The sequence below is a fragment of the Streptomyces sp. NPDC001070 genome (assembly GCF_053598835.1).
Genome location: NZ_JBSFLB010000024.1, coordinates 129,101 through 150,163, shown reverse-complemented (window position 1 = coordinate 150,163; position 21,063 = coordinate 129,101). Strand labels below are relative to the sequence as shown.

Annotated in this window: 22 protein-coding genes; 9 read left to right on the top strand and 13 right to left on the bottom strand. The window is 73.8% G+C overall.

The features are described 5' to 3' along the window. Positions 1–257 precede the first annotated feature (257 nt). From ACWDAS_RS27565 to ACWDAS_RS27555, 3 genes are all read right to left on the bottom strand, one after another. Positions 258–1,418, bottom strand: a complete 1,161-nt coding sequence (locus ACWDAS_RS27565; protein ID WP_450396052.1) for an NADH:flavin oxidoreductase — start codon at positions 1,416–1,418, stop codon at positions 258–260. Between the two features lie 376 nt (positions 1,419–1,794). Continuing rightward, positions 1,795–3,228, bottom strand: coding sequence for an aldehyde dehydrogenase family protein (locus ACWDAS_RS27560; protein ID WP_450396050.1), 1,434 nt, complete (start codon positions 3,226–3,228; stop codon positions 1,795–1,797). 95 nt (positions 3,229–3,323) lie between these two features. Then, positions 3,324–4,157, bottom strand: a complete 834-nt coding sequence (locus tag ACWDAS_RS27555) for a helix-turn-helix transcriptional regulator (RefSeq protein ID WP_450396048.1) — start codon at positions 4,155–4,157, stop codon at positions 3,324–3,326. A gap of 489 nt (positions 4,158–4,646) precedes the next feature. Here ACWDAS_RS27555 and ACWDAS_RS27550 point away from each other — a divergent pair, with 489 nt between their 5' ends. Continuing rightward, the gene (locus ACWDAS_RS27550) at positions 4,647–5,264 is read left to right on the top strand and encodes a hypothetical protein (RefSeq protein WP_450396045.1); all 618 of its coding nucleotides are present in this window, start codon (positions 4,647–4,649) and stop codon (positions 5,262–5,264) included. 69 nt (positions 5,265–5,333) lie between these two features. Then, positions 5,334–5,786: a DUF1153 domain-containing protein gene (locus ACWDAS_RS27545; RefSeq protein WP_450396041.1), complete on the top strand. Its 453-nt coding sequence runs from the start codon at positions 5,334–5,336 to the stop codon at positions 5,784–5,786. A gap of 393 nt (positions 5,787–6,179) precedes the next feature. On the opposite strand, the gene ACWDAS_RS27540 is transcribed toward ACWDAS_RS27545, so the two are convergent. From ACWDAS_RS27540 to ACWDAS_RS27525, 4 genes are all read right to left on the bottom strand, one after another. Then, positions 6,180–7,547, bottom strand: coding sequence for a CoA transferase (locus tag ACWDAS_RS27540; RefSeq protein WP_450396038.1), 1,368 nt, complete (start codon positions 7,545–7,547; stop codon positions 6,180–6,182). 30 nt (positions 7,548–7,577) lie between these two features. Further along, positions 7,578–8,441: an acyl-CoA thioesterase gene (locus tag ACWDAS_RS27535; protein ID WP_450396035.1), complete on the bottom strand. Its 864-nt coding sequence runs from the start codon at positions 8,439–8,441 to the stop codon at positions 7,578–7,580. A gap of 94 nt (positions 8,442–8,535) precedes the next feature. Further along, entirely contained in the window at positions 8,536–9,045 is a 510-nt protein-coding gene (locus ACWDAS_RS27530) for a DUF6461 domain-containing protein (protein ID WP_450396033.1), read from the bottom strand. Between the two features lie 313 nt (positions 9,046–9,358). Further along, complete coding sequence (locus tag ACWDAS_RS27525) at positions 9,359–10,690, bottom strand: tetratricopeptide repeat protein (RefSeq protein WP_450396030.1); 1,332 nt, start codon at positions 10,688–10,690, stop codon at positions 9,359–9,361. A gap of 80 nt (positions 10,691–10,770) precedes the next feature. Here ACWDAS_RS27525 and ACWDAS_RS27520 point away from each other — a divergent pair, with 80 nt between their 5' ends. The 3 genes from ACWDAS_RS27520 (at position 10,771) to ACWDAS_RS27510 (ending at position 12,492) form a co-directional block, all read left to right on the top strand. Next, the gene (locus ACWDAS_RS27520) at positions 10,771–11,184 is read left to right on the top strand and encodes a GNAT family N-acetyltransferase (protein WP_450396028.1); all 414 of its coding nucleotides are present in this window, start codon (positions 10,771–10,773) and stop codon (positions 11,182–11,184) included. A 131-nt stretch (positions 11,185–11,315) separates the two neighbouring features. Further along, positions 11,316–11,579, top strand: coding sequence for a hypothetical protein (locus tag ACWDAS_RS27515; RefSeq protein ID WP_450396026.1), 264 nt, complete (start codon positions 11,316–11,318; stop codon positions 11,577–11,579). Between the two features lie 34 nt (positions 11,580–11,613). Next, positions 11,614–12,492, top strand: a complete 879-nt coding sequence (locus ACWDAS_RS27510; protein WP_450396024.1) for an alpha/beta fold hydrolase — start codon at positions 11,614–11,616, stop codon at positions 12,490–12,492. 222 nt (positions 12,493–12,714) lie between these two features. Here the strand turns inward: ACWDAS_RS27510 and ACWDAS_RS27505 are convergent, their stop codons facing one another. Beyond that, positions 12,715–13,947, bottom strand: a complete 1,233-nt coding sequence (locus ACWDAS_RS27505; RefSeq protein WP_450396023.1) for an FAD-dependent oxidoreductase — start codon at positions 13,945–13,947, stop codon at positions 12,715–12,717. A 108-nt stretch (positions 13,948–14,055) separates the two neighbouring features. On the opposite strand from ACWDAS_RS27505, the gene ACWDAS_RS27500 reads away from it, so the two are divergent. Then, complete coding sequence (locus tag ACWDAS_RS27500; RefSeq protein ID WP_450396021.1) at positions 14,056–15,282, top strand: cytochrome P450 family protein; 1,227 nt, start codon at positions 14,056–14,058, stop codon at positions 15,280–15,282. 25 nt (positions 15,283–15,307) lie between these two features. Here the strand turns inward: ACWDAS_RS27500 and ACWDAS_RS27495 are convergent, their stop codons facing one another. Together ACWDAS_RS27495 and ACWDAS_RS27490 are read right to left on the bottom strand one after the other, a co-directional pair. After that, positions 15,308–15,697, bottom strand: coding sequence for a hypothetical protein (locus ACWDAS_RS27495; RefSeq protein ID WP_450396019.1), 390 nt, complete (start codon positions 15,695–15,697; stop codon positions 15,308–15,310). Then, a complete protein-coding gene (locus ACWDAS_RS27490) occupies positions 15,694–15,978 on the bottom strand; it encodes a ribbon-helix-helix domain-containing protein (protein ID WP_450396018.1) in 285 nt (94 codons plus the stop codon). The genes ACWDAS_RS27495 and ACWDAS_RS27490 overlap by 4 nt, the downstream gene beginning before the upstream one ends. 125 nt (positions 15,979–16,103) lie before the next feature. Here ACWDAS_RS27490 and ACWDAS_RS27485 point away from each other — a divergent pair, with 125 nt between their 5' ends. Then, positions 16,104–16,772 (top strand): maltokinase N-terminal cap-like domain-containing protein, encoded by a 669-nt coding sequence (locus ACWDAS_RS27485; RefSeq protein WP_450396015.1) that lies wholly within the window; start codon positions 16,104–16,106, stop codon positions 16,770–16,772. Between the two features lie 179 nt (positions 16,773–16,951). On the opposite strand, the gene ACWDAS_RS27480 is transcribed toward ACWDAS_RS27485, so the two are convergent. The 3 genes from ACWDAS_RS27480 to ACWDAS_RS27470 form a co-directional block, all read right to left on the bottom strand. Next, positions 16,952–17,086 (bottom strand): DUF397 domain-containing protein, encoded by a 135-nt coding sequence (locus ACWDAS_RS27480; protein ID WP_450396012.1) that lies wholly within the window; start codon positions 17,084–17,086, stop codon positions 16,952–16,954. Positions 17,087–17,455: 369 nt separating this feature from the next. After that, positions 17,456–17,923: a hypothetical protein gene (locus ACWDAS_RS27475; RefSeq protein WP_450396010.1), complete on the bottom strand. Its 468-nt coding sequence runs from the start codon at positions 17,921–17,923 to the stop codon at positions 17,456–17,458. Continuing rightward, on the bottom strand, positions 17,913–19,223 hold the full coding sequence (locus ACWDAS_RS27470) for an amidohydrolase family protein (protein ID WP_450396007.1): 1,311 nt from the start codon (positions 19,221–19,223) through the stop codon (positions 17,913–17,915). Before ACWDAS_RS27470 ends, ACWDAS_RS27475 begins: the two co-directional genes overlap by 11 nt. A gap of 121 nt (positions 19,224–19,344) precedes the next feature. Between ACWDAS_RS27470 and ACWDAS_RS27465 the strand changes: the two genes are divergently transcribed. Beyond that, a complete protein-coding gene (locus ACWDAS_RS27465) occupies positions 19,345–20,103 on the top strand; it encodes an IclR family transcriptional regulator (protein WP_450396005.1) in 759 nt (252 codons plus the stop codon). Further along, positions 20,100–21,056, top strand: a complete 957-nt coding sequence (locus ACWDAS_RS27460; RefSeq protein ID WP_450396002.1) for an ornithine cyclodeaminase family protein — start codon at positions 20,100–20,102, stop codon at positions 21,054–21,056. The genes ACWDAS_RS27465 and ACWDAS_RS27460 overlap by 4 nt, the downstream gene beginning before the upstream one ends. The last annotated feature ends 7 nt before the right edge of the window (positions 21,057–21,063 follow it).

Below are 21,063 nucleotides of genomic sequence, written 5' to 3'. Positions count from 1 at the left end.
ACGGACCAGGTCGGCCCTGGACGTCCTCCACTGTGCGCGGCGTCCGGCGCAGGCGGCAGTGCCCCGTTGTTCCTGGGGGTGAGGGGACCGTTCACCTCACCCGGGAGGGCGAGGCGGCCGGTGTCGGGGCGGCGAGGCCGGCGGCCCCCCTCGCGCCGTGAGGTGGAGACCCCACGGCGCGATGACCCCTTCGCGGCCCTGGCCCTCGCGACGGGTCGCGTCGACGCTCGGGCCGCCCGGTGGCACACGGGCGTGCCTCAGCTGAGCGTCCTGAGGGCCGCCGCCTCGTACGGGGCCAACTCGTCGAACCGGCCGCCGAGCACCTTCGCCGCCCACTCGGGGTCCTGGAGCAGCGCGCGGCCGACGGCGACCAGGTCGAACTCGTCGCGCTCCAGGCGGTCGAGGAGGTTGTCGATGCTCTCGACGCGGGCGAGGTCGGCGCCGACCCTCGCGCCGCGCGCGCCCTCGTTCTCCAGGACCTTGATGAACTCGCCGTCGAGGCCGACGGATCCGACGGTGATGACGGGCTTGCCGGTGAGCTTCTTCGTCCAGCCCGCGAGGTTCAGGTCCGAGCCGTCGAACTCCGGGAGCCAGTAGCGGCGCGTGGAGGCGTGGAAGGCGTCCACTCCGGCCGCCGCGAGCGGGGTCAGGATCGCCTCGAGCTCCTCGGGCGTCCCGGCGAGCCGTGCGTCGTACGCGTTCAGCTTCCACTGCGAGTAGCGGAAGATCACCGGGAAGGACGGGGAGACCGCCCGGCGGACGGCGGCCACGACCTCCGCGGCGAACCTGGTGCGGGCCACCGGGTCGCCGCCGTAGGCGTCCGTGCGGTGGTTGGTGCCCGCCCAGAGGAACTGGTCGATCAGGTAACCGTGGGCGCCGTGCAGTTCCACTCCGTCGAAGCCGATCCGTTCGGCGTCCGCGGCGGCCCGGGCGAAGGCGCCGACGACGTCGTCCAGGTCCTGCGGGGTCATCGCCCTGCCGGGGCCGACGGCGTCGTCGAGGCGCAGCCCCGAGGGACCGACGGCGGGGGCGTCCGGGTACGGCGGCTGGCCCTCCCTGCGGGCCATGCCGATGTGCCACAGCTGCGGCACGATCGTGCCGCCCGCCGCGTGCACGGCCTCGGCGACCTTCGCCCAGCCCGCCAGCTGCTCCTCGCCGTGGAAGCGCGGGACGCGGTCGCTCTGCCCGGCGGAGGGGTGACCGACGTAGGTGCCCTCGGTGACGATCAGGCCCACCCCCGCGGCGGCGCGGCGGGAGTAGTACGACGCCACGTCCTCACCAGGGATGCCGCCCGGGGAGAACTGGCGCGTCATCGGCGCCATCACGATCCGGTTCGGAACGGTCGTGCCGTTCAGCGTGAGGGGGCGGGACAGGATCCGGGCCGCGCGGGAGGCGGATTCGGAAGCGGTGAGGGTCACAAAAGCTCCTGAGGGGGGTACGGGAGCGCCGGAGCGCCGCAGGTATGTGCATGCGCATTGAATATTAGAGCCGCCAACCGGCCCGGCCGCTGCGGTATTCCCGCCCGTCCGCGCGATCCGCCATACGCGTCGGGGCACGCCAACTCATCGCATGGGAAGATCAATTGACGCACCGGCAGCATCCGGCGGGGCGGGCAGTCGGTCGGCGCGCGGTCATGGCGCCCGCGTTGTTGATCGGCAGGTCGATCGCCCCGGTCTCCGCGGTCAGCCGGAACTGACCGCCTCGGTCCCGCGGCGGTCGGTTCCGGTAGACCGGCGCGGCGTACGGGTCCGTCGCACGGTCGCCCGCCGGGCGGCGGGCGACCGGCGGGGCGGCTCAGCTGGTGATGGCCTTCGTCTCCAGGAACTCCTCCAGCCCGGCCCGCCCCATCTCGCGGCCGTTTCCTGACTGCTTGTAACCGCCGAACGGAGCCAAGAAGTTGAGCCGTCCCCCGTTGACATCGACCTGACCGGCCCGCAGGCGGCGGGCGATGGCCATGGCGTGCTCCGTCTCGCCAGCGACCGCGCCGTTGAGGCCGTAGACCGTGCCGTTGGCGATCTCGACGGCGTGGTCGTCGCCGGTGTACGGGATCACCGTCAGCACCGGGCCGAAGATCTCCTCCTGGGCGATGACGGACGCCGGGTCGACGTCGGCGAAGACGGTCGGCCGGACGTAGGCGCCGGTCTCGAAGCCCTCCGGCCGGCCCGGTCCGCCGACCACGAGGGTGGCGCCGTCGGCGATGCCCCTGTCGATGTAGGAGGTCACCCGTCGTCGCTGGACCTCCGAGGCCAGGGGGCCCATCCGCGTGCCCTCGTCCGCCGGGTCGCCGACCGCGTACTCGCCGGCCGCCTCGCGCAGCAGCGCGACGACCCGGTCCTGCAGTTCCGCCGGAACCAGCATGCGCGTCCAGGCGCCGCAGGCCTGACCGGCGTTGCCCCAGGCGTACGCGAGGCCGCGGGTCACGGCCGCGGGCAGATCGGCGTCGGGGAGAATGACGTGGGCGGCCTTGCCGCCGAGCTCCAGCGCCACGCGCTTAACCGTCCCCGAGGCGACGGCCGAGACGCGTTTGCCCGCGGCCGTGGACCCGGTGAAGGACACCATCGCGATGTCGGGATGCGCGGCGATGGCCTCCCCCACCACGGGCCCGGTGCCGTGGACGACGTTGAGCACGCCGTCCGGCATCCCGGCCGCGGCGGCGATCTCCGCGAGGATGCGCGCCGTCAGCGGCGCGGCCTCGGAGGGCTTGAGGACCATGGTGTTGCCCGCCAGCAGTGCGGGCACGACCTTCGTCACCACCTGCTGGAGGGGGAAGTTCCAGGGGGTGATCGCGCCGACGACGCCGATGGGTTCGCGGACCACCAGCGAGTTCGCGATGCGCTCCGTCCACGGGAAGCTCTCCGCGGCCTCCACCGCGGCGGTGGCCGCGAGGACGGGGAAGCCCGCCTGGGCCGTCCTGGCGAACGCGATCGGGGCGCCCATCTCGAGGCTGATGGCGCGCGCGATCTCCTCCGTGCGCTCCGCCATGCCCGCGATCACGCGGCGTACGACGGCGATCCGCTCCCCCGGCGTGGTGGCGGCCCAGCCGGGGAAGGCCGCGGCGGCCGCCTCGACCGCCCGGTCGACGTCCTCGGGTGTGCCCTGCGGGACGGTCGCGACGACCGCTCCCGTGGCGGGGTTGACCACCTGGAGCACGGGGCCCGCGGAGAGGACCGGGCGGCCGTCGATCCAGTGGGCGGGGGCGGGGAAAGCGGGGTGGGTGTTGTCGTTCATGGGTCCCAGGGAAGCAACGCCGGAACGTGGTAACCAGGGACAGTCGGTCCCGTGACGCGGGCCACACTCGGGGCGTGCCGGCCGGGCCCCCGCCGTCAGATGAACCGCTCGTCCGTCAGCAGGACTTGCCGGAGCCTGGTGTCGCTCTCGCTGCCGGGTTCCGCGATGAAGACGGTGAGGATCTGGGACTGGTCGAGGTCGAGCAGGCTCTGCCCCCGCACTTCGAGAGTGCCGACCCGGGGATGGTCGATGCGTTTGGGCGGGCAGTACGGCCCGAGCACGGGCCGCTCGGCCCACAACCCGGAGAACTCGGCGCTGGTGTCCAGCAGCGCGTCGACCACGGCGGCGACCCGGGCGTCGCCGCCTCCGCTCGTGTGGGCCGCCAGGAGCTGCGCGGTGAGTGTGCGGCTGTGCCCGGCGTGGTCCTCCGCGGGGAGGGGCCGCCGGGTCGCGGGGTCGGTGAACCAGCGGTACGCCAGTGAGCGCGCGAGGCCCGTGTACCGGGTCTGGTCGCCGACGAGCAGCCGCGCCGGGCGGTTCTGCGCGAGGGTCTCGCCCAGGTGGTTGACGATCTGCGCGGGTGTGTTCTCCAGGCGGCCGAGGATCCGAAGGATCCCGGGGTTGACCTCGTCGGCCGGTCCGCCGCGTCGCGGGGCGGGGTGGCCGGCGAGCCGCAGGAGGTGGTCGCGCTCGTCCGGTGAGAGCCGCAGACCGTCGGCGATCGCCGCGAGCATCCGCTCGGAGGGCCGGGGGCCGCGCTGCTGCTCGATCCGGCTGTAGTAGTCGGTCGACATGTTGCTGAGGACGGCGACCTCCTCGCGGCGCAGTCCGCCGGTGCGCCGGCGGCGGGTGCGCGGCAGCCCCACGTCCTCCGGCTGCAGCGCCTCGCGGCGGCTGCGCAGGAACCGGGCCAGTTCAGCGCGGCTCACAGGCTGATTCCCTCCTCGCCTGCCGGCGGAGTTCATGCACGCTCCCCGGCACGTCGTGCAACCCGCGGGGCCGGCGAGCCTATTCCGCCGGTCCGCGGCGCGCCGTGCCGGCGGGGGCTCCGGACATCGCCGACGGCTGCGCGCGGAAGGCCACTTGAGCATGGACCACCCGTCCTCCGGGCTGCGGGGAGTGCGGGGTGCGGTTCGGCTGCCGGGCGGTACGGGAAGGGTCCCGTTCCGCCGGGGACGAGCGGTGCCACCAGGGGCTTATGCGGCTTTTACCCGACTCCTTCCGGCCGGTCAAGCCCCGAATCCTCGGAACGTGACCGGCCCGGCCGACTCGGGCCTACTGGAGATGCGGGCCTCACCGAGCAGGAAATGAGGCAGCGGGAAGGACGGAGATTCCTCGCCGAGGAAATTCCCTCTTTCGACACCGGAATACATCTGGGGCACCCCGGTCGCCCCTTTCGACTCATAAGGAGAAAGTCCATGACCCGCAACATTCACACCCAGGATGAGGTTCGTCCCCGGCGGCGTGGTTTTCGTTTCGCGGCGCTGTTCGCGTCGGCTGCTGTGATCACCGGCGTAGTGGCGCTGCCGGCCTCGGCGGCGACGCCGGAGACCGCCAGGGCGACGGCCAGCGTGGTCACCGACGGCGGAAAGGGCGGCGCCGGAGGGGCCGGCGGCAGCAGCGTCTTCGGCCCCGGTGGTGCCGGTGGTTCCGGTGGTTCCGGTGGCGGCAGCGTCTTCGGCAACGGCGGTGGGGGCGGCGCCGGTGGTGCCGGTGGCGGCAGCGTCTTCGGCCCCGGTGGCGGCGGCGGTGGCGGCGGTGGCGGCGGCGACAGCGTCTTCGGCAGCGGCGGCAGGGGCGGCGCCGGCGGCACCGGTGGCGGCAGCATCTTCGGCAACGCCGGAAGCGGCGGTGGCGGCGGATTCGGTGGCGGCAGCGTATTCGGTCCCGGTGGCGCCGGCGGCAACGGCGGCGGAGGCGGCAACAGCTTCTTCGGCAACGGCGGCAACGGCGGCAACGCCGGTGGCGGTGGCTCCAGCATCTTCGGGCCCGCTGGGCCCGGTGGAGCCGGTGGGGCCGGGGGATTCGGCATCTGACCGTCCCGGGGTGGGGGCCTTCACGGGCCCCCACCCTTTTCTCTTGCTCGATGGAACGGAGAACAAATCATGTCGAGCCGTTTGTTGAAGCGTCCTTTGATTCTGGCCCTCGCGGCGACCGCATTCGCCACGGGCACGGCGTGCGCCGCGCAGACGCCGCAGAGCGCACCGGAGGGCGCCCGCCCTTCCGCGGCCGCCGGTGATCTCCACGAGCGGCATGCCCACTGCGGCCGGGGCGGCAGGGGCGGCGCGGGCGGCGCACCCGGGCAGCCGGGCCAGCCGGGCCAACCCGGGCAGCCGGGGTGCCTGCGGATCGGTGATCTGCCGGACAAGGCGAAGGACGACCTGTCGATGGTGGACAGGATGCAGATCGTGATGGCGGTGCTCACCGGGGACGTCGAAGGCAAGGAGGTCGCCCGGAAGTACCGGATATCCGAGAAGGAGATCGACAAGTGGCAGGAGCAGTTCCTGGACGCCGACTGGTCCGCGCTCCTCGGAACGGGATTCCCCTGCCGTCCGTGACACCGCGCGCGGACATACGGCCCGGTCGGCCGCCCGACCGGGCCGTCACCGGCTGTGACGGGCCCGCGGTCGACGCTCCGCCGCCGTCCCGGCCCCGTCCGGCGCAACCGCGACGGCCGTCGGCCTGCGCGGCGATCACGGACCGGGCAGCCTGGGGAGCGGAGCCCGCCCGGTCGCCATCGCACGCCGACCGGGCGGGCCGCTGTCGTCGTCATTCCCACGTTCCGGTCGCAGGCCGCGCACCAGACGACGAACCGGTCGTCCACCGTCAGCCCGTGCCCGCGCTCCGGGCACGATCTTCCCGCGTCGTTCTCCATGCAGCCCCTCCCCTTGATCAGCCCGGCCGGGGAAGCGTTGTCGACGGCGCAGACGCCCTTGCGGCCCTGGACGCGGCTACCGCCAGACCGCCGGGTCGGTGCCCCAGCGGCCCGGCGGGCGGGTCCAGTCCGCGGGAGCTCCGCGGTATCCGAGGGGCGGTCGCGCATGCACCAGGCGGCCGTAGGGGGAGTCCGTCTCGGCGAGCCACTGCCCGGCGTCGTAGGCCTCGCCACCGCCGGGTCCGGCGGCACCGGGGCGGATCCCGTGCATCAGCCAGGACGCCGTGCCCGCGAGCGACAGCCGCAGCAGCCGCCCGCCGCCGTGGCGGCGGCCGTCGGTCAGGGCGCGCATGACGGCGGCGGCCAGCAGATAGCCGGTGCCGTGGTCGAGGGCCTGGGCGGGCAGGACCCCCGGGCGGCCGTCCGGCCCGGCCTCGATCGACGCGATGCCGCTTCCCGCCTGCACCAGGCTGTCGAACCCGCGCCACTCCGCCCGGGGACCGGACCAGCCCCATGCGCGGAGCTGGGCGACGACCAGGCCCGGGCGCCGCTGCGACAGTGCCTGCGGCGACAGGCCGAAGCGGTCCAGCGCGCCCGGGCGGTAGCCGGTGATCACCACGTCAGCGGCGGCGAGCAGCTCCTCGAAGACCCTACGGTCCGCCGGCTCGGCGAGGTCCAGCCGTGCCGACCGCTTGCCGAAACCGGTGTCCGCGTGGGCCTCCTCGTCCTCCCGCAGTCGCGGACCGTCGACGCGCAGCACGTCCGCGCCGAGCAGCGCAAGCGTGCGCGAGGCGACGGGTCCGGCGATGACCCGGGTCAGATCCAGCACCCGGACGCCCGCCGCGGGCAGTTCGGCGGGCGTCAGCGCGCGCGCCTCGGCGTCGTCGGTCCGCGCGAACTCCACGAGCGGCCGTGGTTCCGGGCTCGGGGCCCGTACGGCGACGGCCAGCCCGCCCGCCGCGTACACGGTCCTCTCGACCTCCGCCGCCGGTCGCGCCGCCAGCTCGTCCGCCATCCGCCCCGCCAGGACGTCGTCACCGCCGGCGTCGGCGAGGCCCAGGGCGGCCAGCAACCGGGCCCGGTGGTGCGGGTAGTTGGCGTGGGTGCGCACCCACCCGTCCGCGGTGCGCCAGAAGCCGGACAGCGGGGCGAAGGAGGTGACCGCGCGGCCGTCGATCCGCAGATGCCGCTCGCTCACGAAGGCGGTGGCAACCGCCCCTTCGTCCACCCGCACCGGGGGCGGCGACCCACCGGTGCGGAGCGCCAGCAGCTCGGCGGCGGCGAGGGAGCAGACCCCGACCGTGGCCCGTGCCAGCAGGCGCACCGGCAACCGGGCGGGCAGGACTCCCGCCACCTCCCGGTACGCCACGCACTCCGCCGGTTCCGGGGAGCCGCCGAGCGCGTCCCAGGCGTCGGCGGTCGCGGTGTCGGTCATCTCGGGCATGAGGTCGTTCCTCCTGGTGAGGGCGGACGTTCAGCGGGGCGGGCGGCGACGGTACAGGCCCTCCTGGACGACGGAGGCGACGAGGCGGCCGTCCCTGGTGAAGAACTGACCGCGGGCCAGGCCGCGGGACGACGCGTAGCTGGGGCTCTCCATGGCGAAGAGCAGCCATTCGTCGGCGCGGAACGGGCGGTGGAACCACACGGCGTGGTCCAGCGACGCGGCCTGCCGCTCACCGGGGTGGTCCGCGTAGGGCAGGCCGGCCGTCGCCAGCAGCCGGATGTCGGAGAAGTACGTCAGGGCGCAGGCGTGCAGCAGCGGCCCTCCCGGCAGGGAGTCACGGGTGCGCACCCACAGTTGCTGGCGCGGCCCCTGGCCGACGCTGGGCAGGCCCTTCTCCGGGTCCGCCACGCAGCGCGACTCCAGCACGGCCTCGAAGACGGAGGGGCCCCGTCGCGCCCGGGCGTACTCCCAGAGTTCGGGCAGCCCCTCGGGGCCCGGTGCGTCGGGCGCGTCCGCCTGGTGCTCGGGGCTGTCCTCCTCGCGGTGGAAGGAGGCGGAGAGGCTGAAGATCACGTCGCCGTTCTGGATCGCGACCACCCGCCGGGTGGCGAAGGAGCTCCCGTCCCGGGTCCGGTCGACCTCGTAGACGATCGGCCGGTCCGTGCGGCCGGCGCGGATGAAGTAGCCGTGCAGGGAGTGGACGAGCAGATCCGGGGCGGGCAGGGTCGAGCCCGCCGCGATGAGCGACTGCGCCGCGACCTGTCCGCCGAACGCCCGCAGCGGCACTCCGGCGTGGCAGACGCCCCGGTAGAGGTTCTCCTCCAGCCGCTCCAGGCCCAGCAGTTCGGTGAACGGCGTGGCCGGTGCCGCGGGGTCGGGGACGTCGCGCTGCATGGGTTCACCGCCGGGATGCGTATCTCTGTGTACGGCGCACATGGTACGGCCGCTGACCAGGCGGAACACGGCGGGGCCGGGTCGGTACCCCGCCTCAGGACATGTCGGGTTCGGGCATGTCGGGTTCGGGCAGCGAGAAGAATGCCGTGATCGCCCGCACGATCCGTTCCTCGTCGTCGTCTTCGCCGAGCTCCGCCTGCGGCCCGACCACGTTCGCCGCCGTGAGGGCGGGCAGCAGCAGGTCCGGCTCCTCGCCGCCCCGGTGGCACAGAGCCTCGAAGCCGAAGCACGTGATCAGGCGTCCGTCGCGGTAGTACAGGAAGTCGGGGCGGTGGGCCTTGACGCTGCACGGCTCGGTGACGAAGACGACGAGTTCGCCGCCGTCCGCGCACAACGGCCCGTAGGCGGCGGGCTTGTCGCCGCCGGCTTCCCAGCTGTACATGTCGTGCATCATCAACCCCCAATCGGGGCCCTTGCCGTACGCGAGGGGCATCCGCCGCGCCGCGAGGAGTCCTCGCGTCAGCGCGTCCAGGGACATGCCCCGGAAGAAGACGACGTTGGTGTCCCAGGAGTGGTGGAGCGGGCCGGGAATCCAGTGCTTCACGCACGCCGGGCACCGTAGAGAAGCCCTGTGACACGACGTGGGACACGCGCTACCGACGCGCCGCCCAGTGGTTCAGGGGCGTGCCGTCCGGGTCGAGGGTGAGCCACGTGCCGTCGCCGAGCGCCACCGGGTGGGCGCCTCGGACCGGCTGCGCGTAGCCGACCGGGCCCAGCGGACGCAGCGTCAGCGATCCCGCCGTCCTGGCGCAGCAGCGCGTGGGGGACGCCGCGGGAGTGCCGCAGGAGCGCGTGGCCGCCCGTCACCGAGGCGGCGTCGGCCAGTTCGACCGCCCCGGCAGGGCGGGCGTGGATCGTCATGGGGTCTCCTGGAGCAGCTCCGGGGCATCGGCACCGGCCCCTGACCGCGCGTGCAGAACGGCGACCGCCTCCTTGACCCGCCCCCGGCGGATGAGCAACTCCGCCAGACGGATCCGGTGCATGGCGCCCCCGGCCGGCGGCCGCAGGACCTCGATGGCCTCGTCCAGCCGGCCGGCGCCGGCCAGCACCTCGGAGAGGAGATATGCACCGCTCCAGGTGCCGGCGTCGGGGTGGGCACGCAGCTCCGCGATCGCCTGTTCCGTGCGGCCGCAGTACGACAGCAGCCCGATGCGCTCGCCGAACAGATCCGGCGTGGCGCCTCCGGTCCGCGCGGCCAGGTCGTCGATGGTCGCGAACGCCTCCTCGGCGCGGCCTTGGTCGGCCAGAAGCGTGCGGAGCGTGCGGAGGACCCATTCGGGATCGCCGCCCATCGACCGCGGCACGGGGCGCAGCACCTCGATCGCCTCGTCCGCCCTGTCGTTCCGGGTGAGCAACCGGGCGAGCGCGAACGCGGAGTTCGGGGAGCCCGCGGCGGCGAGCGGCCGCAGCGCCTCCACGGCGCCCGCCACGTCTCCGCGCCGCTGCAGAAGATCGGCCAGGCATTCGGCCGCCTCCTGCGCGCCGCTCCCGGCGATGTAGGTCCGCAGGTCGTCGAGCCGGTCGTGCCGTACCAGCAGCTCGGCGACCAGGTCGCGGCCGTTGACCACGACGACGTCGCAGGCGCGCAGCAGGGCCACCGCCTCGTCGACCCGCCCCTGCCGCTCACGCACCACGGCCAGCAGGTGCACGGCGTTCCACGGCTCGGCGTCCCATGGATCGCGTCCCCGTACGGCCTCGGCATGCGCCTCCAGGATCGCGGCCACCTCGTCGTCCCGGCCCAGCCCGGCGCTCACGTCGACGAACGCCTCGGCGAGAGTGCTGTCCTTGGTGTGCGGGCGCAGCAGTTCGTAGGCCTCGGCGGCACCGCCGTGCCGGGCCAGCAGTCTTGTCAGGTGTTCGAACAGGAACGGCATCCCGCGCTTGGCGCTCCGGCGGGCCAGGGCGATCGCCTCGTCCGCGCGCCCGCCGTCCTCCAGGACGTCGACGACCGCTCTGACCGCGCGCCACCAGTCCGCGCCGGCGAAGGGCGCCAGCACGTCCAGTGCGTCATCGTGCCGGCCCTGTCCGACCAGTTCCCGCGCCCACGCCGACGCGCAGACCCAGTCCCCTTCGCGCGCCTGCAGCCGCACCTCGTCGAAGTGACCGCGCTCGATCAGCAAGGACACGAGCGCGGGCGGAATCCACCCCTCGTAGGTGCGGTAGCGCCGTTCCAACTCACCGAAGTCCACGACACCGCACCCTAGTGCCGCTCCGTGGACGTCCGTGGAGGGTGTGATCGCGGCCGTGGCCGCATGGCAGGCTGCTCCGCGTGGTGATCAATGATGCGTCGCACGCCGGCGACGAGGTGTTGCTCGTTCGCCCTGCCCTGACGGACGCGGAGCTCAACGAGTTGTTCACGGTGTCGTGGCCGGATCACCGGCCGACCGCGTTCGCGCCGATGCTCTCCCGGAGCCTCACGTGGATCGCGGCGCGTCGCGCGAGCCGGCTGGTCGGATTCGTCAACGTCGTCGGCGACGGTGGCGCGCACGCCTTCGTCCTGGACACGACGGTGCACCCGGATGAGCGCCGCAAAGGGCTCGGCATACGGCTGGTACGGGCTGCCGCCGACGAGGCGAGGGCACGCGGTGCGCAGTGGTTGCACGTCGACTACGAGCCGCATCTGGAGTCCTTCTACGGGCAGTGCGGATTCCGGCCCACGGCTGCCGGGCTCATGCGACTCTGAGCGGACTCCTGTCGTGGGTCCGGCGGTACGGCCGCGCGGTCTCGTTGTGCCCGATCACGATGGGGACCGGCTCAGCGGGCGACGTCAGGCTCCCGGGGGCGTGGCGGCGGCCCGAAGCAAGCGCCCCGGTCGTGCTGGTGCTGATCATCATGGCGATCGGTCTCGTCACGCCCGCCGACATCCACCTGGCGGCCGCGGTGATCTGCGACATCCACGACGGCCTGCTGCGTTCGCCCATCCTGCCGACCCAGTACAGCTTCATGACGTCTGTTGCCGGAGTTACATTACGTAAGCGTAATGTAACTGGCGCGGGCTTCACCCTGCCGTCGCCCGCCGGGGGCCGCCGGGGTGCCGAGCGGCCGGGGCGCCGCTATCGTACCGACTGGACGGTATGAGCCGATCACCCGCGAGCCCACCAGGGAGCCCCGCATGCCGCGCGCGAAGTCCAACGGTATAGAGCTCGAGTACGACACCTTCGGCAGCCCCGGCGATCCGGCACTCCTCCTCGTGATGGGGCTCGGCGCCCAAATGACGCTGTGGCGGCCGGAGTTCTGTGCCGCCCTCGCGGACCGGGGCTTCTTCGTCGTGCGCTACGACAACCGCGACGCGGGCCTGTCAACGGGCCTCGACGAGCACCCGGTGCCGGACATCGGCGTCGTGCTGTCGGGCGACACCTCCGGCGTGCCCTATCTGCTGGCCGACATGGCGGACGACGCGGTGGGCCTGCTGGACGCGCTCGACCTGAGGGCCGCTCATGTCGTCGGCGCGTCGATGGGCGGCATGATCGCCCAGCAGTTGGTGATCGACCACCCGGAACGCGTGCTGTCGCTCTGCTCCATCATGTCCACCACCGGCGACCGATCGGTCGGCCGCGCCTCGGCGGAGGCCATCGCGGCCATGCCCGGCCCGAACGGCGCCCCGCTGACCCGTGAAGCGGTCATCGACGAAGCGGTGCGGCGGGCGGCCGTGATCGGCTCGCCTGCCTACCCGCCCGCTCCGGAGGCGCTGCGGGAGCGCGTCACCGCCGCCTACGACCGCGCGTACCGGCCGCACGGCTACATGCGCCAGTACGCCGCCATCCTCGCCTCGCCGGACCGCACCCCAGGGCTGCGCTCGGTCGCGGTGCCGACGGTGGTCGTGCACGGCGAGCAGGACCCGCTCATCGACCACAGCGGCGGCCGGGCGACCGCGGCCGCGATCCCCGGCAGCGAACTGCTGCTGATCCCCGGCATGGGCCACGACCTGCCCGAGCAGGTGTGGCCGGCGGTCGTCGACGCGATCGCCCGCAACGCGTGCCGCGCTTCCTGACCGGAGACGTCCACGGCGACCGGCGCCGCCGGGACACGCCCCGCCGCCCCGCCGACGCACCTGCGCCGGCGGGTGGGACGACGTCGAGGCTCCGCTACCGCCCCCCGGCACCGACGCCGGGCCGCCGGGCCTGCAAGGATCCGGCGGGGCAGCGACCGCGGTAGCGGCGCGGGCGCACCGCGAGGAGCTGATCGCCGCGGACAGCGCCGGCTGAGGACGGCCCTATCGCACCGACGCCGCCGGCGGACGCTCGCGCAGCGCGCCGTAGCCGATGAAGTACGCGGGCACCCGCTTCAGCCACGGCGTGGTGTTGAGCAGGCCCGCCAGCCGTTGCGCGCGATCGGTGTCACCGAGCGGGGAGCGTCCCGCCAGCACCGGGGCGATGAACCGCTCGTGGGCCAGACGCTGCAGGGCCTGCGTGGCGGCCGTCGTCGGCCAGCGACGGCGCTGGACGGCGCGTACGTCCCGCAGGCCGACGCTCCCGCGGCGCAGCGGCTCCACCAGGTGGCGCGCGGTGGCGACGGCGTCCTCGACGGCGAGGTTGATGCCGATGCCGAAGACGGGCGACATCGCGTGCGCGGCGTCGCCGATGCAGAGCAGCCCCGGGCGGTGCCACCGGTTCAGGCGGTCGCAACGTACGTCCAGGAGCTTGACCTCGTCCCAGGAGCGGACCGCGCGCACGCGGTCGCCGAGCCACGGCACGGCGGCCGAGAACTCGGCGAGGAACCGGTCGAGCCCCGCCGCCCGGCGGTCGGCATCGGTGCCCTTGGGGATCAGCGCGGCACACTGCCAGTACTCGCCGCGGTCGATCATCGCGGTCAGGAAGCGGTCCCCGACGCCGCCCACCAGCCCCTGCGGATCGCCCGGGTGCCGGGGCACGCGGAACCACCAGGCGTCCATCGGACAGCCGAACCGCCGCAGGCCCAGTTCCGGCCGCGACCGGGCCAGTGACGCCCGGCCGTCGCAGGCCACCGTCAGGGTGGCCCGCAGCTCGCCGGTCCGGCCGTCGGAGGTGCGGTACCCGACCCCCGTCACGCGGCCGCGCTCCTCGATGAAGGAGGTCGCCTCGGTGTTCATGCGCAGGGTGAAGGAGGGCTCGCGGCGGGCCTCGTCCGCCAGCAGGTCCAGCAGGTCCCACTGCGGCACCATCGCCACGTAGTTGTACGGGCCCCGCAGCGCGCCGATGTCCGAGACGGTGACCAGCGAGCGTCCCGCGCCGATCGGCAACTGCACGGTGGTGACGCGGCGTTGCGGGAGCGCGGCGAACCGTTCGGCCAGGCCGAGCTCGTCCAGCAGGGAGAGGGTGGAGGGGTGCACGGTGTCGCCGCGGAAGTCGCGCAGGAAGTCGCCGTGCTTCTCCAGGACGGTCACCGCCACACCCGCCCGGGCCAGCAGCAGGGCGAGCACCATGCCCGCCGGTCCGCCGCCCACCACGCAGCACGTGGTCCGTTCCATCACAGGCCACCCTCCGCCGGCATCTCGACCCAAAAATAACGGGACATATTATAATTGAACGGTGTAATTCACTGCAGCCATGAGGTGCGACGCACTCCCGGAGGCCTGATGAACCAGCAGCCGGTCCGCCTGCCCTACACCGATCCGGCCTTCGTCGCGGATCCCTTCCCCCGCTACAGGGAGCTACGCCAGGAGGGCCCGGTGCGCCGCGCGGTCATCTCGGGCGACCTGGAGGTCTGGCTGGTCACCCGGTACGAGGACGGCCTGGCGGCGCTGGCCGACCCACGGCTGAGCAGCGACGTCCGGGACTCCGCCGACCCCCGGCTGCTGGAACGGCTGCCCACCAACGAGCGCCAGGCGATGCTGCGCACCATGCTGCGCGCCGATCCGCCCGATCACACCCGGCTGCGGCGGCTGGTCTCGAAGGCCTTCACCGCCCGCCGCGTGGCCGAGTTGGAGCCGCGCGTCCAGGCGGTCACCGACGAGCTCCTCGACGCGATCGTCCCGGCCGGCCGCGCCGACCTCGTCGAGGAGTTCGCGCTGCCACTGCCGGTCACGGTCATCAGCGAGCTGCTGGGCGTGCCCGTCTCCGACCGCCACGACTTCCAGCGGTGGACCGACGAGATGATCCTCCAGGGACCGCAGGCGCCGGACCTGGCCAGGTTGGAGGCGGCCTGGCGGCAGATGCACGGGTATCTGAGCGCGCTCATCGACGCGAAGCGGCGAAGCCCCGCGGACGACCTGCTCAGCGCGCTCGTCGCCCGGCACGACGACGAACAGCGGCTGGACGCGGACGAGCTGATCGCGATGGCCTTCCTGCTGCTGGCCGCCGGATACGTCACCACCGTCAGCCTCATCGGCAGCGGCATCGCCGCGCTGCTCGCCCACCCGGCCCAGCTGCGCGCCCTGCGGGACGACCCGGGGCTGCTGCCCGGCGCGATCGAGGAGTTCCTGCGCTACGACGGGCCGATCAACCCCGGCATCACGCGCTTCACGCGGGAGGACCTCACCATCGCGGGCGTGGCGATCCCGCGCGGCGCGACGGTGGTGATCGCCTCGGCCATCGCCGACCGCGACCCGGCGCGCTTCACCGACCCGGACCGCCTGGACGTCACCCGGGAGGACAACGCCCACCTCGCCTTCGGCCACGGCATCCACTACTGCCTGGGCGCACCGCTGGCCCGGCTCGAGGGCAGGATCGCCATCGGCAGCGTCCTGCGCCGCCTTCCCGGCCTCGCCCTGGCGGTGCCGCCCGGCGAGCTGCGCTGGCGGCCGGGCGTACTGCGCGGCCCCGAGCGCCTGCCCGTCACCTTCGGTTCCGGCGGCGGGGCGTGAGACCGCATCCCCACCGCCGGGCCGGTCAGAGGATCTGCTCGGTGTCGATCCGGACGTCGACGCGCTTGTAGGCGTCGGGCTGCTGGGTGAGCACCGGCAGGCCCGTGGACAGGGCCAAATGCGCGGCGTGGGCGGTGGCGATGTCGGTGGCGCGTTCGTGCGCGATCTGCGCGACGGACCAGCACGCGGCCTCACCGAGCGGCCGGAAGACGAAGCACGGCGCCGCCAGCGCGTCCTGGAGCCGTTCGTACACCTCGCCGAGGACGGACTCGGTCAGGCCCTGCGCGAAGGGGACGGCCGGCACGTACAGCGGGACCGCCGCCTGCGCGGAGCGGATGACCCGGGCGACCATGTACGGCCGTCCCAGGGCGAGGGCCCGGACGGCGGTGTGGTCGAGGATGTAGCCGCCGCTCACGCCGCCTGACCCGGGTCGGCGGGAGGAACGGTCTCGAAGCCGCGCCGCGCGTCCGCGGCGGTGACGGCCTCGACGGCGGCGTCCCACTCACCCGGGTGGTCCTGGCGGGCGCGGCCGGCCAGCCAGTCGACGGCGCGCAGCGCGCGCTCGGTGCGCTGGAGACGTTCGGTGACGGCCGCTTCGATGAAGGCGGACCTGTTGCCGCCGGGGCCGCCGGCCAGCTTGTCGACCGCGGCGACGGTCTCCTCGTCGAGGGTGATCGTGACCTTCTGCTTCGCCATACGGCCACCTTACCGACGTATGGCCGAACGGACGAGGATCTTCGCGATGCCGGACGCCCGCGTGTCGGACCCGGATGGGACGATGTCCCTCGCACGCGCAGGCTCAGGGGAAGGCTTCACAGGCAATGGCAATCATCCACCGCACCACGCTGACGCCCACCAAGCTGGAACTGCTCACGGTGTGGCTCCCCCGGCAGCCCTGGTACGCGGGCGCGGGGCGGCAACCGGAACTGGTCAAGGCCGGCGGCTTCCGCCTCGACGACCCCCTCGGTGAGGTCGGGGTGGAGTTCATGGTCGTCACCGACCAGGACGGCGGCGCCTACCACGTACCCCTCAGCTACCGCGGGGCGCCGCTCGCCGGCGCCGCGGACGACGGCCTGATCGGCACCACGGAGCACGGGGTGCTCGGCAAGCGGTGGGTGTACGACGGCACGCACGACCCGGTCGTGGTGGCGCAGTTGCTCGCCTTCATACGGGGTGAGGCCGAGGCACAGGCCCAAAGCGAGAGCGACACGCCCGACCCGACCGTCAGCCGTCACCACACGGGACCGGCGGGGGCCGCCGCGACCGGCGCCGGTTCCGTGACGGACGGGCCGCACGGCACGACCGACATCGCCGTCGACGGCGGCCCCGCCGGACGGCTGGTCCTGCGGGTGGCCCGCGCGCTGCGCCCCGGCACGGCCGAGCCCGCCGGCGATGTGGTCGGGCATGTCGGCGCCCGCTGGCAGCAGCCGGACGGCAGCGAGGCCCGCGCGCTCTTCTTCACCCTGCACAAGGCCCCTGTCGCACACTGAACCCGCCGGCGGGGGCCCTCGCGGGCGCCCGCGAACTCCGTCCGCTCTGTTGAACCGCTCGGCGCCTCGATCAAGCGCCCCGGCGGGGGACTTCGACGCGCTTACGCGCTGCCCCTCCGCGTCGTTTCACGACAAGTGAGGTTTGCCGGCGGCCGGGCATCGGTGCGACGCGATGTGTTCTAACCGAACTCGCCCTCGCGCACACCGTCTCGGAACGCCGCCCATTCCTCCGCGGTGAACCGCAGTGGCGGCAGGTCCCTGCGGTTCGAGTCACGGACCGCGACGGCTCCGCCGCCGAGGTCCGCCACCTCCACGCACTACGGCCTGTAGGGCGTCTGGCTCTTGCTGCTCTTGACCCAGCGCGCTTCCGTCAAGTCGAGCGCGTACAGTTCAGCCTTCCCCGCTTCCATGAGAAGCTCCGTTCGTCGCTCTTTTGTGCGCCTTCAACCACCCTTCTCCTTTTGTTCCACGCTTGCAAACGACGAGGCGGGCACCGGATCGCGACGACCGGGCAAGGCCCGGCCCGGCGGACCGGGGCGCCGCGGAGCGCGCACGAAACCGCGTGAAGAGAGTTGCGCCTGGTACGCATGGTCGCTCTGGCACGGTTCCGGCGCGGGAACACCCGCCGCGTGCGCCACTCCACTGCGCAGGCGGCACTGGTCCATCGGCAGCGGCGGGGGGCGTCACCCGAGGGGCGTCACGCCGCCCAGACGCGGGAGGCGTGGAAGTCGCGGCCGAGGATCTCCTCGATCCGCTCCGAGCGGTAACCGCGTCGCTCCAGGAGCCGGATCAGCTCCCGGAACTGGTCCACCCCGCGCAGGTCGACGACGAAGGGGTGGGTGTCGGCACGCTCCCCGCCGCGCCGACGCCGCCTCGCGGCGCTGCGCCACGTGCCCGGCGAGCGCGGTGCGGTCGGCGTCGAGGTCGTCGACGGCAGTGTTGGTGCCGTCGGTGCCGATGCCGACGTGGTCCTCGGCGCAGACGTTGACCGCGTGGTCGATGTGCTCGACGACGTCGGCGGCGCGGGCGTCGACGGTGAGCCGGTCGCTGGAGGGGTTGAGGTGCGCGGCGGCCTCGGCGGACGCGTGGGCGTTGGGGTTGTCGAGCCGGCCCAGCGCGTTGACGATCAGGGGCGTGGGGTCATCGGGCATCCTCGAACTCGGCGCGGTCGAAGCGGCGTCCGCGCTTGACGGTCAGGGTGACGCTGCGCAGGTTGGCGATGTCCCGCAGCGGATCCTCGTCCAGGACAACGAAGTTGGCGAGCTTGCCTACCTCGACGCTGCCCATGGTGTCCTCGGTGCCCGCGGCACGGGCGCCGATGAGGGTGGCCGAGCGCAGCACCTCGGCTGCCGGCATGCCGCAGCGTGCAACGAGGAAGGCCAACTCCTCGTGCAGGGCCGGGAACGGGGCCTCGGGGGCGGTCTCGTAGTCGGTGCCGGTGGAGATCGCCACGCCGGCCCGGTGCGCCTGGGCGGTGACGGCGGCGGCGAGCGCGGTGTTGGCGCGGGCCCGGGCGGCGTCCTCGGGGCCGTCGCCGGCGAGTTCGTCGCTCTCCCACATGGCGGCGGTCGCGTCCAGGACGGTGCCGCGGCGGCGCATGAGGGCGAAGAGCTCCGCCAGCCGGGGGTCGTCCCCCGCGGCGAACCGGGCGTGGTCGACGGGGGGTTTGTCCTTGTAGCTGGTGAGCGCGTCGGGTGTGCCCTCGAAGGCGAGCAGGGTGACGTGCGAGATCGTGTCGACACCGGCGGAGACGACCTGGCCGGGGGTGGCGGGGAAGACGGTGGCGTGGGCCCAGACGGGGATGTTCTGGCGGTGGGCCTCGGCGGTGACGGCGGCGACCGTGGCCTGGTCGAGGTCGGCGTAGATCTTGATCGCCGCGGCGAACGTGCCGCGCGCCATGGCGACGGCGAGGGGCAGGTCGGTGGCGGCGGTGATCGCCTGCATCCAGGGGACCTCGCCGGGTACGGCCCCCTGGGACACCTGGTGGGTGCGCGGGTCGTCGAAGAAGCCCGGGCCCGCCATCAGCGCGGCGTACCGGATGTCCGGACCGGGGATCTCGCCCACGAGCGTGGCCCGGGCGAGATCGCCGATCTGCCGCAGGTCGTCGGCCATGTCCCGGACGGCGGTGATGCCGCTGAACACGTGGCGGCGCAACGCCGCCTCGGCCGCGGGGCGGTCCGGCGGGGTGGCCAGGTGCTGGTGGGAGTCGATCAGCCCGGGGATCACGAAGCGCCCGTCGAGGTCGAAGACCTCGGCCCCGGTGGGTGCTTGGGCGGCGGGATCCCCGTCGGGGGCGACGGTCAGGATCGTCTGCCCCTCGGTGAGGATCGTCGTCCCGGGCCGGGGCGGGCGGCCGGTGCCGTCGAAGACGGTCGCACCGCGGTACACCGCGATCGTGCCCGCCGTCGGCGCCGCGTAGGGAGTGGGGGCGCCCGAGGGCTGGTCGGCCATGCTCACCTCAGCTGAAGTTGTCGCCTTGTGTTGTTGCGCTGTACGTAACATCTGTATCGTGTGTGGAAACAGTCGGTACTGTACTCCAGAGCCGCCGGAGCACCAGTGAGGAGTGGCCGCGATGCCCGAGGCCCCGCGTACCGCGGTGGACAAGGCGCTCGACCTGATCGAGGCCGTCACGCGCGCGCCGCATCCCGTCCGCCTCACGGATCTGGCCGGCGAAGTGGGCCTGCACCGCGCGACGGCGTACCGGATCCTGCTCGACCTCGTACGCCGGGGCTGGGTGCTGCGGGCCGGCGACCGCTATCTGCCCGGCACCGCGGTACTGCGGATGTCGGCGGCCGCCGCCGGCAACTCGCTCACCGCTCTGGCCCGCCCCGTGCTCCAGGAGCTGTCCGACCGCACGGGGATGATGGTCAACCTCCAGGTGCTGGAGGCCGACCGGGCACGGGTGATCGACGTCGTCCGCCCCGAACGGCTCGCCATGATCAGCCATCTGCGGGGCGAGGCGCTGCCGGCGCACCGGTTCGCCGGCCCCGTGGCGCTGGTCGCCGCCCTCGACCCGGCGGCCCGCGCCCCCTACCTGCGGCCCGCCGAGGCCGACGGGTACCCGCTCGACGGTGACGACGGGCTGCTGGCGGACATCGCCCTCGCCGAGAGCACGGGGGTCGCCGTCGAGCGCGGACGCAACGAGAAGCTGGTCGCCTCGATCAGCCGTGCCGTGACGCCCGGCCCGGGCGCTCCCGTCTGCGCGCTGACCGTCGTCGGACCGGACGCGGAGTTCGACGAGCCCCGGCTCGCCGGGGTGGAACGGCTCCTGCGCGAGGCCACCGGCGAACTCCAGCGCGTTCTGACCAGCCCTCAGGGAGACATCGTATGAGCGACGGCACCCTCGTCCTGGACCGCGCGCAGACCTTCGCCGCCCTCGACCCGCGCCGCGTCGTGGAGGCAGTGGCGACGGCCCTGGTCGCGCTCTGCCGCGGCGAGGTCTCCGCGCCGCCGCGCATCGCCGCCCGCACCCCGGCGGGGCTGCTCGGCGCGATGCCCGGGTACGTGCCGGGGCTGGGTCTGGCCGCCAAGCTCGTCTCGGTGTTCGGCGATCCGTCCCGGCCCGGGCGCAGCTCCCACCGCGGGATGGTCGCGCTCTTCGACGAGCACGACGGGCGCCCGCTGGCCCTGATGGACGCCGAGTCGCTGACGGCGGTGCGCACCGCCGCGGCGGCCACGCTCAGCGCGCGGGCGCTGGCCCGCCCCGGAGCCCGGAGCTACGCCGTGATCGGCACCGGCGCCCAGGCCAGGGCCCAGCTCGCGCTGCTGGCGGAACTCCACCCGGCCACCGCGGTCCTCGTCGGCGGCCGCGACACGCGCCGCGCCCGCGAGGCGGCCGCGCTCCACCCCGGTGCGCGCGTGGCGGGCGGCATCGAGGAGGCGGTGCGTGAGAGCGACGTCGTCTTCTGCTGTACCGGGGCCACCAGCCCGGTCGTACACCGCTCGTGGCTGGTCCCCGGCACGCACGTCAGCTCGGTCGGCGGCTCCCACGGCCCCGAACTGGACGCGGCCACCGTCCGGGACGCCGCCCTGTTCGCCGAGTGGTCCGGCGCGGCGGGCTCACCTCCCCCGGCGGGCGCCCACGAACTGCAGGACCTCTCCCCCGGCCGGTCCGTCACCCTGCTCGGCTCGGTGCTGGCCGGCGACCACCCCGGCCGCGGCCCGGGGAGCACCGGTCCGACCGTCTTCAAGTCCACCGGGCACGCGGCGCTCGACGTGGCGGCCGCCCACGTCGTGCACGCCGTCGCCCGCGCGGAGGGTCTGGGGACGATCGTGGACCTGTGACGTACGC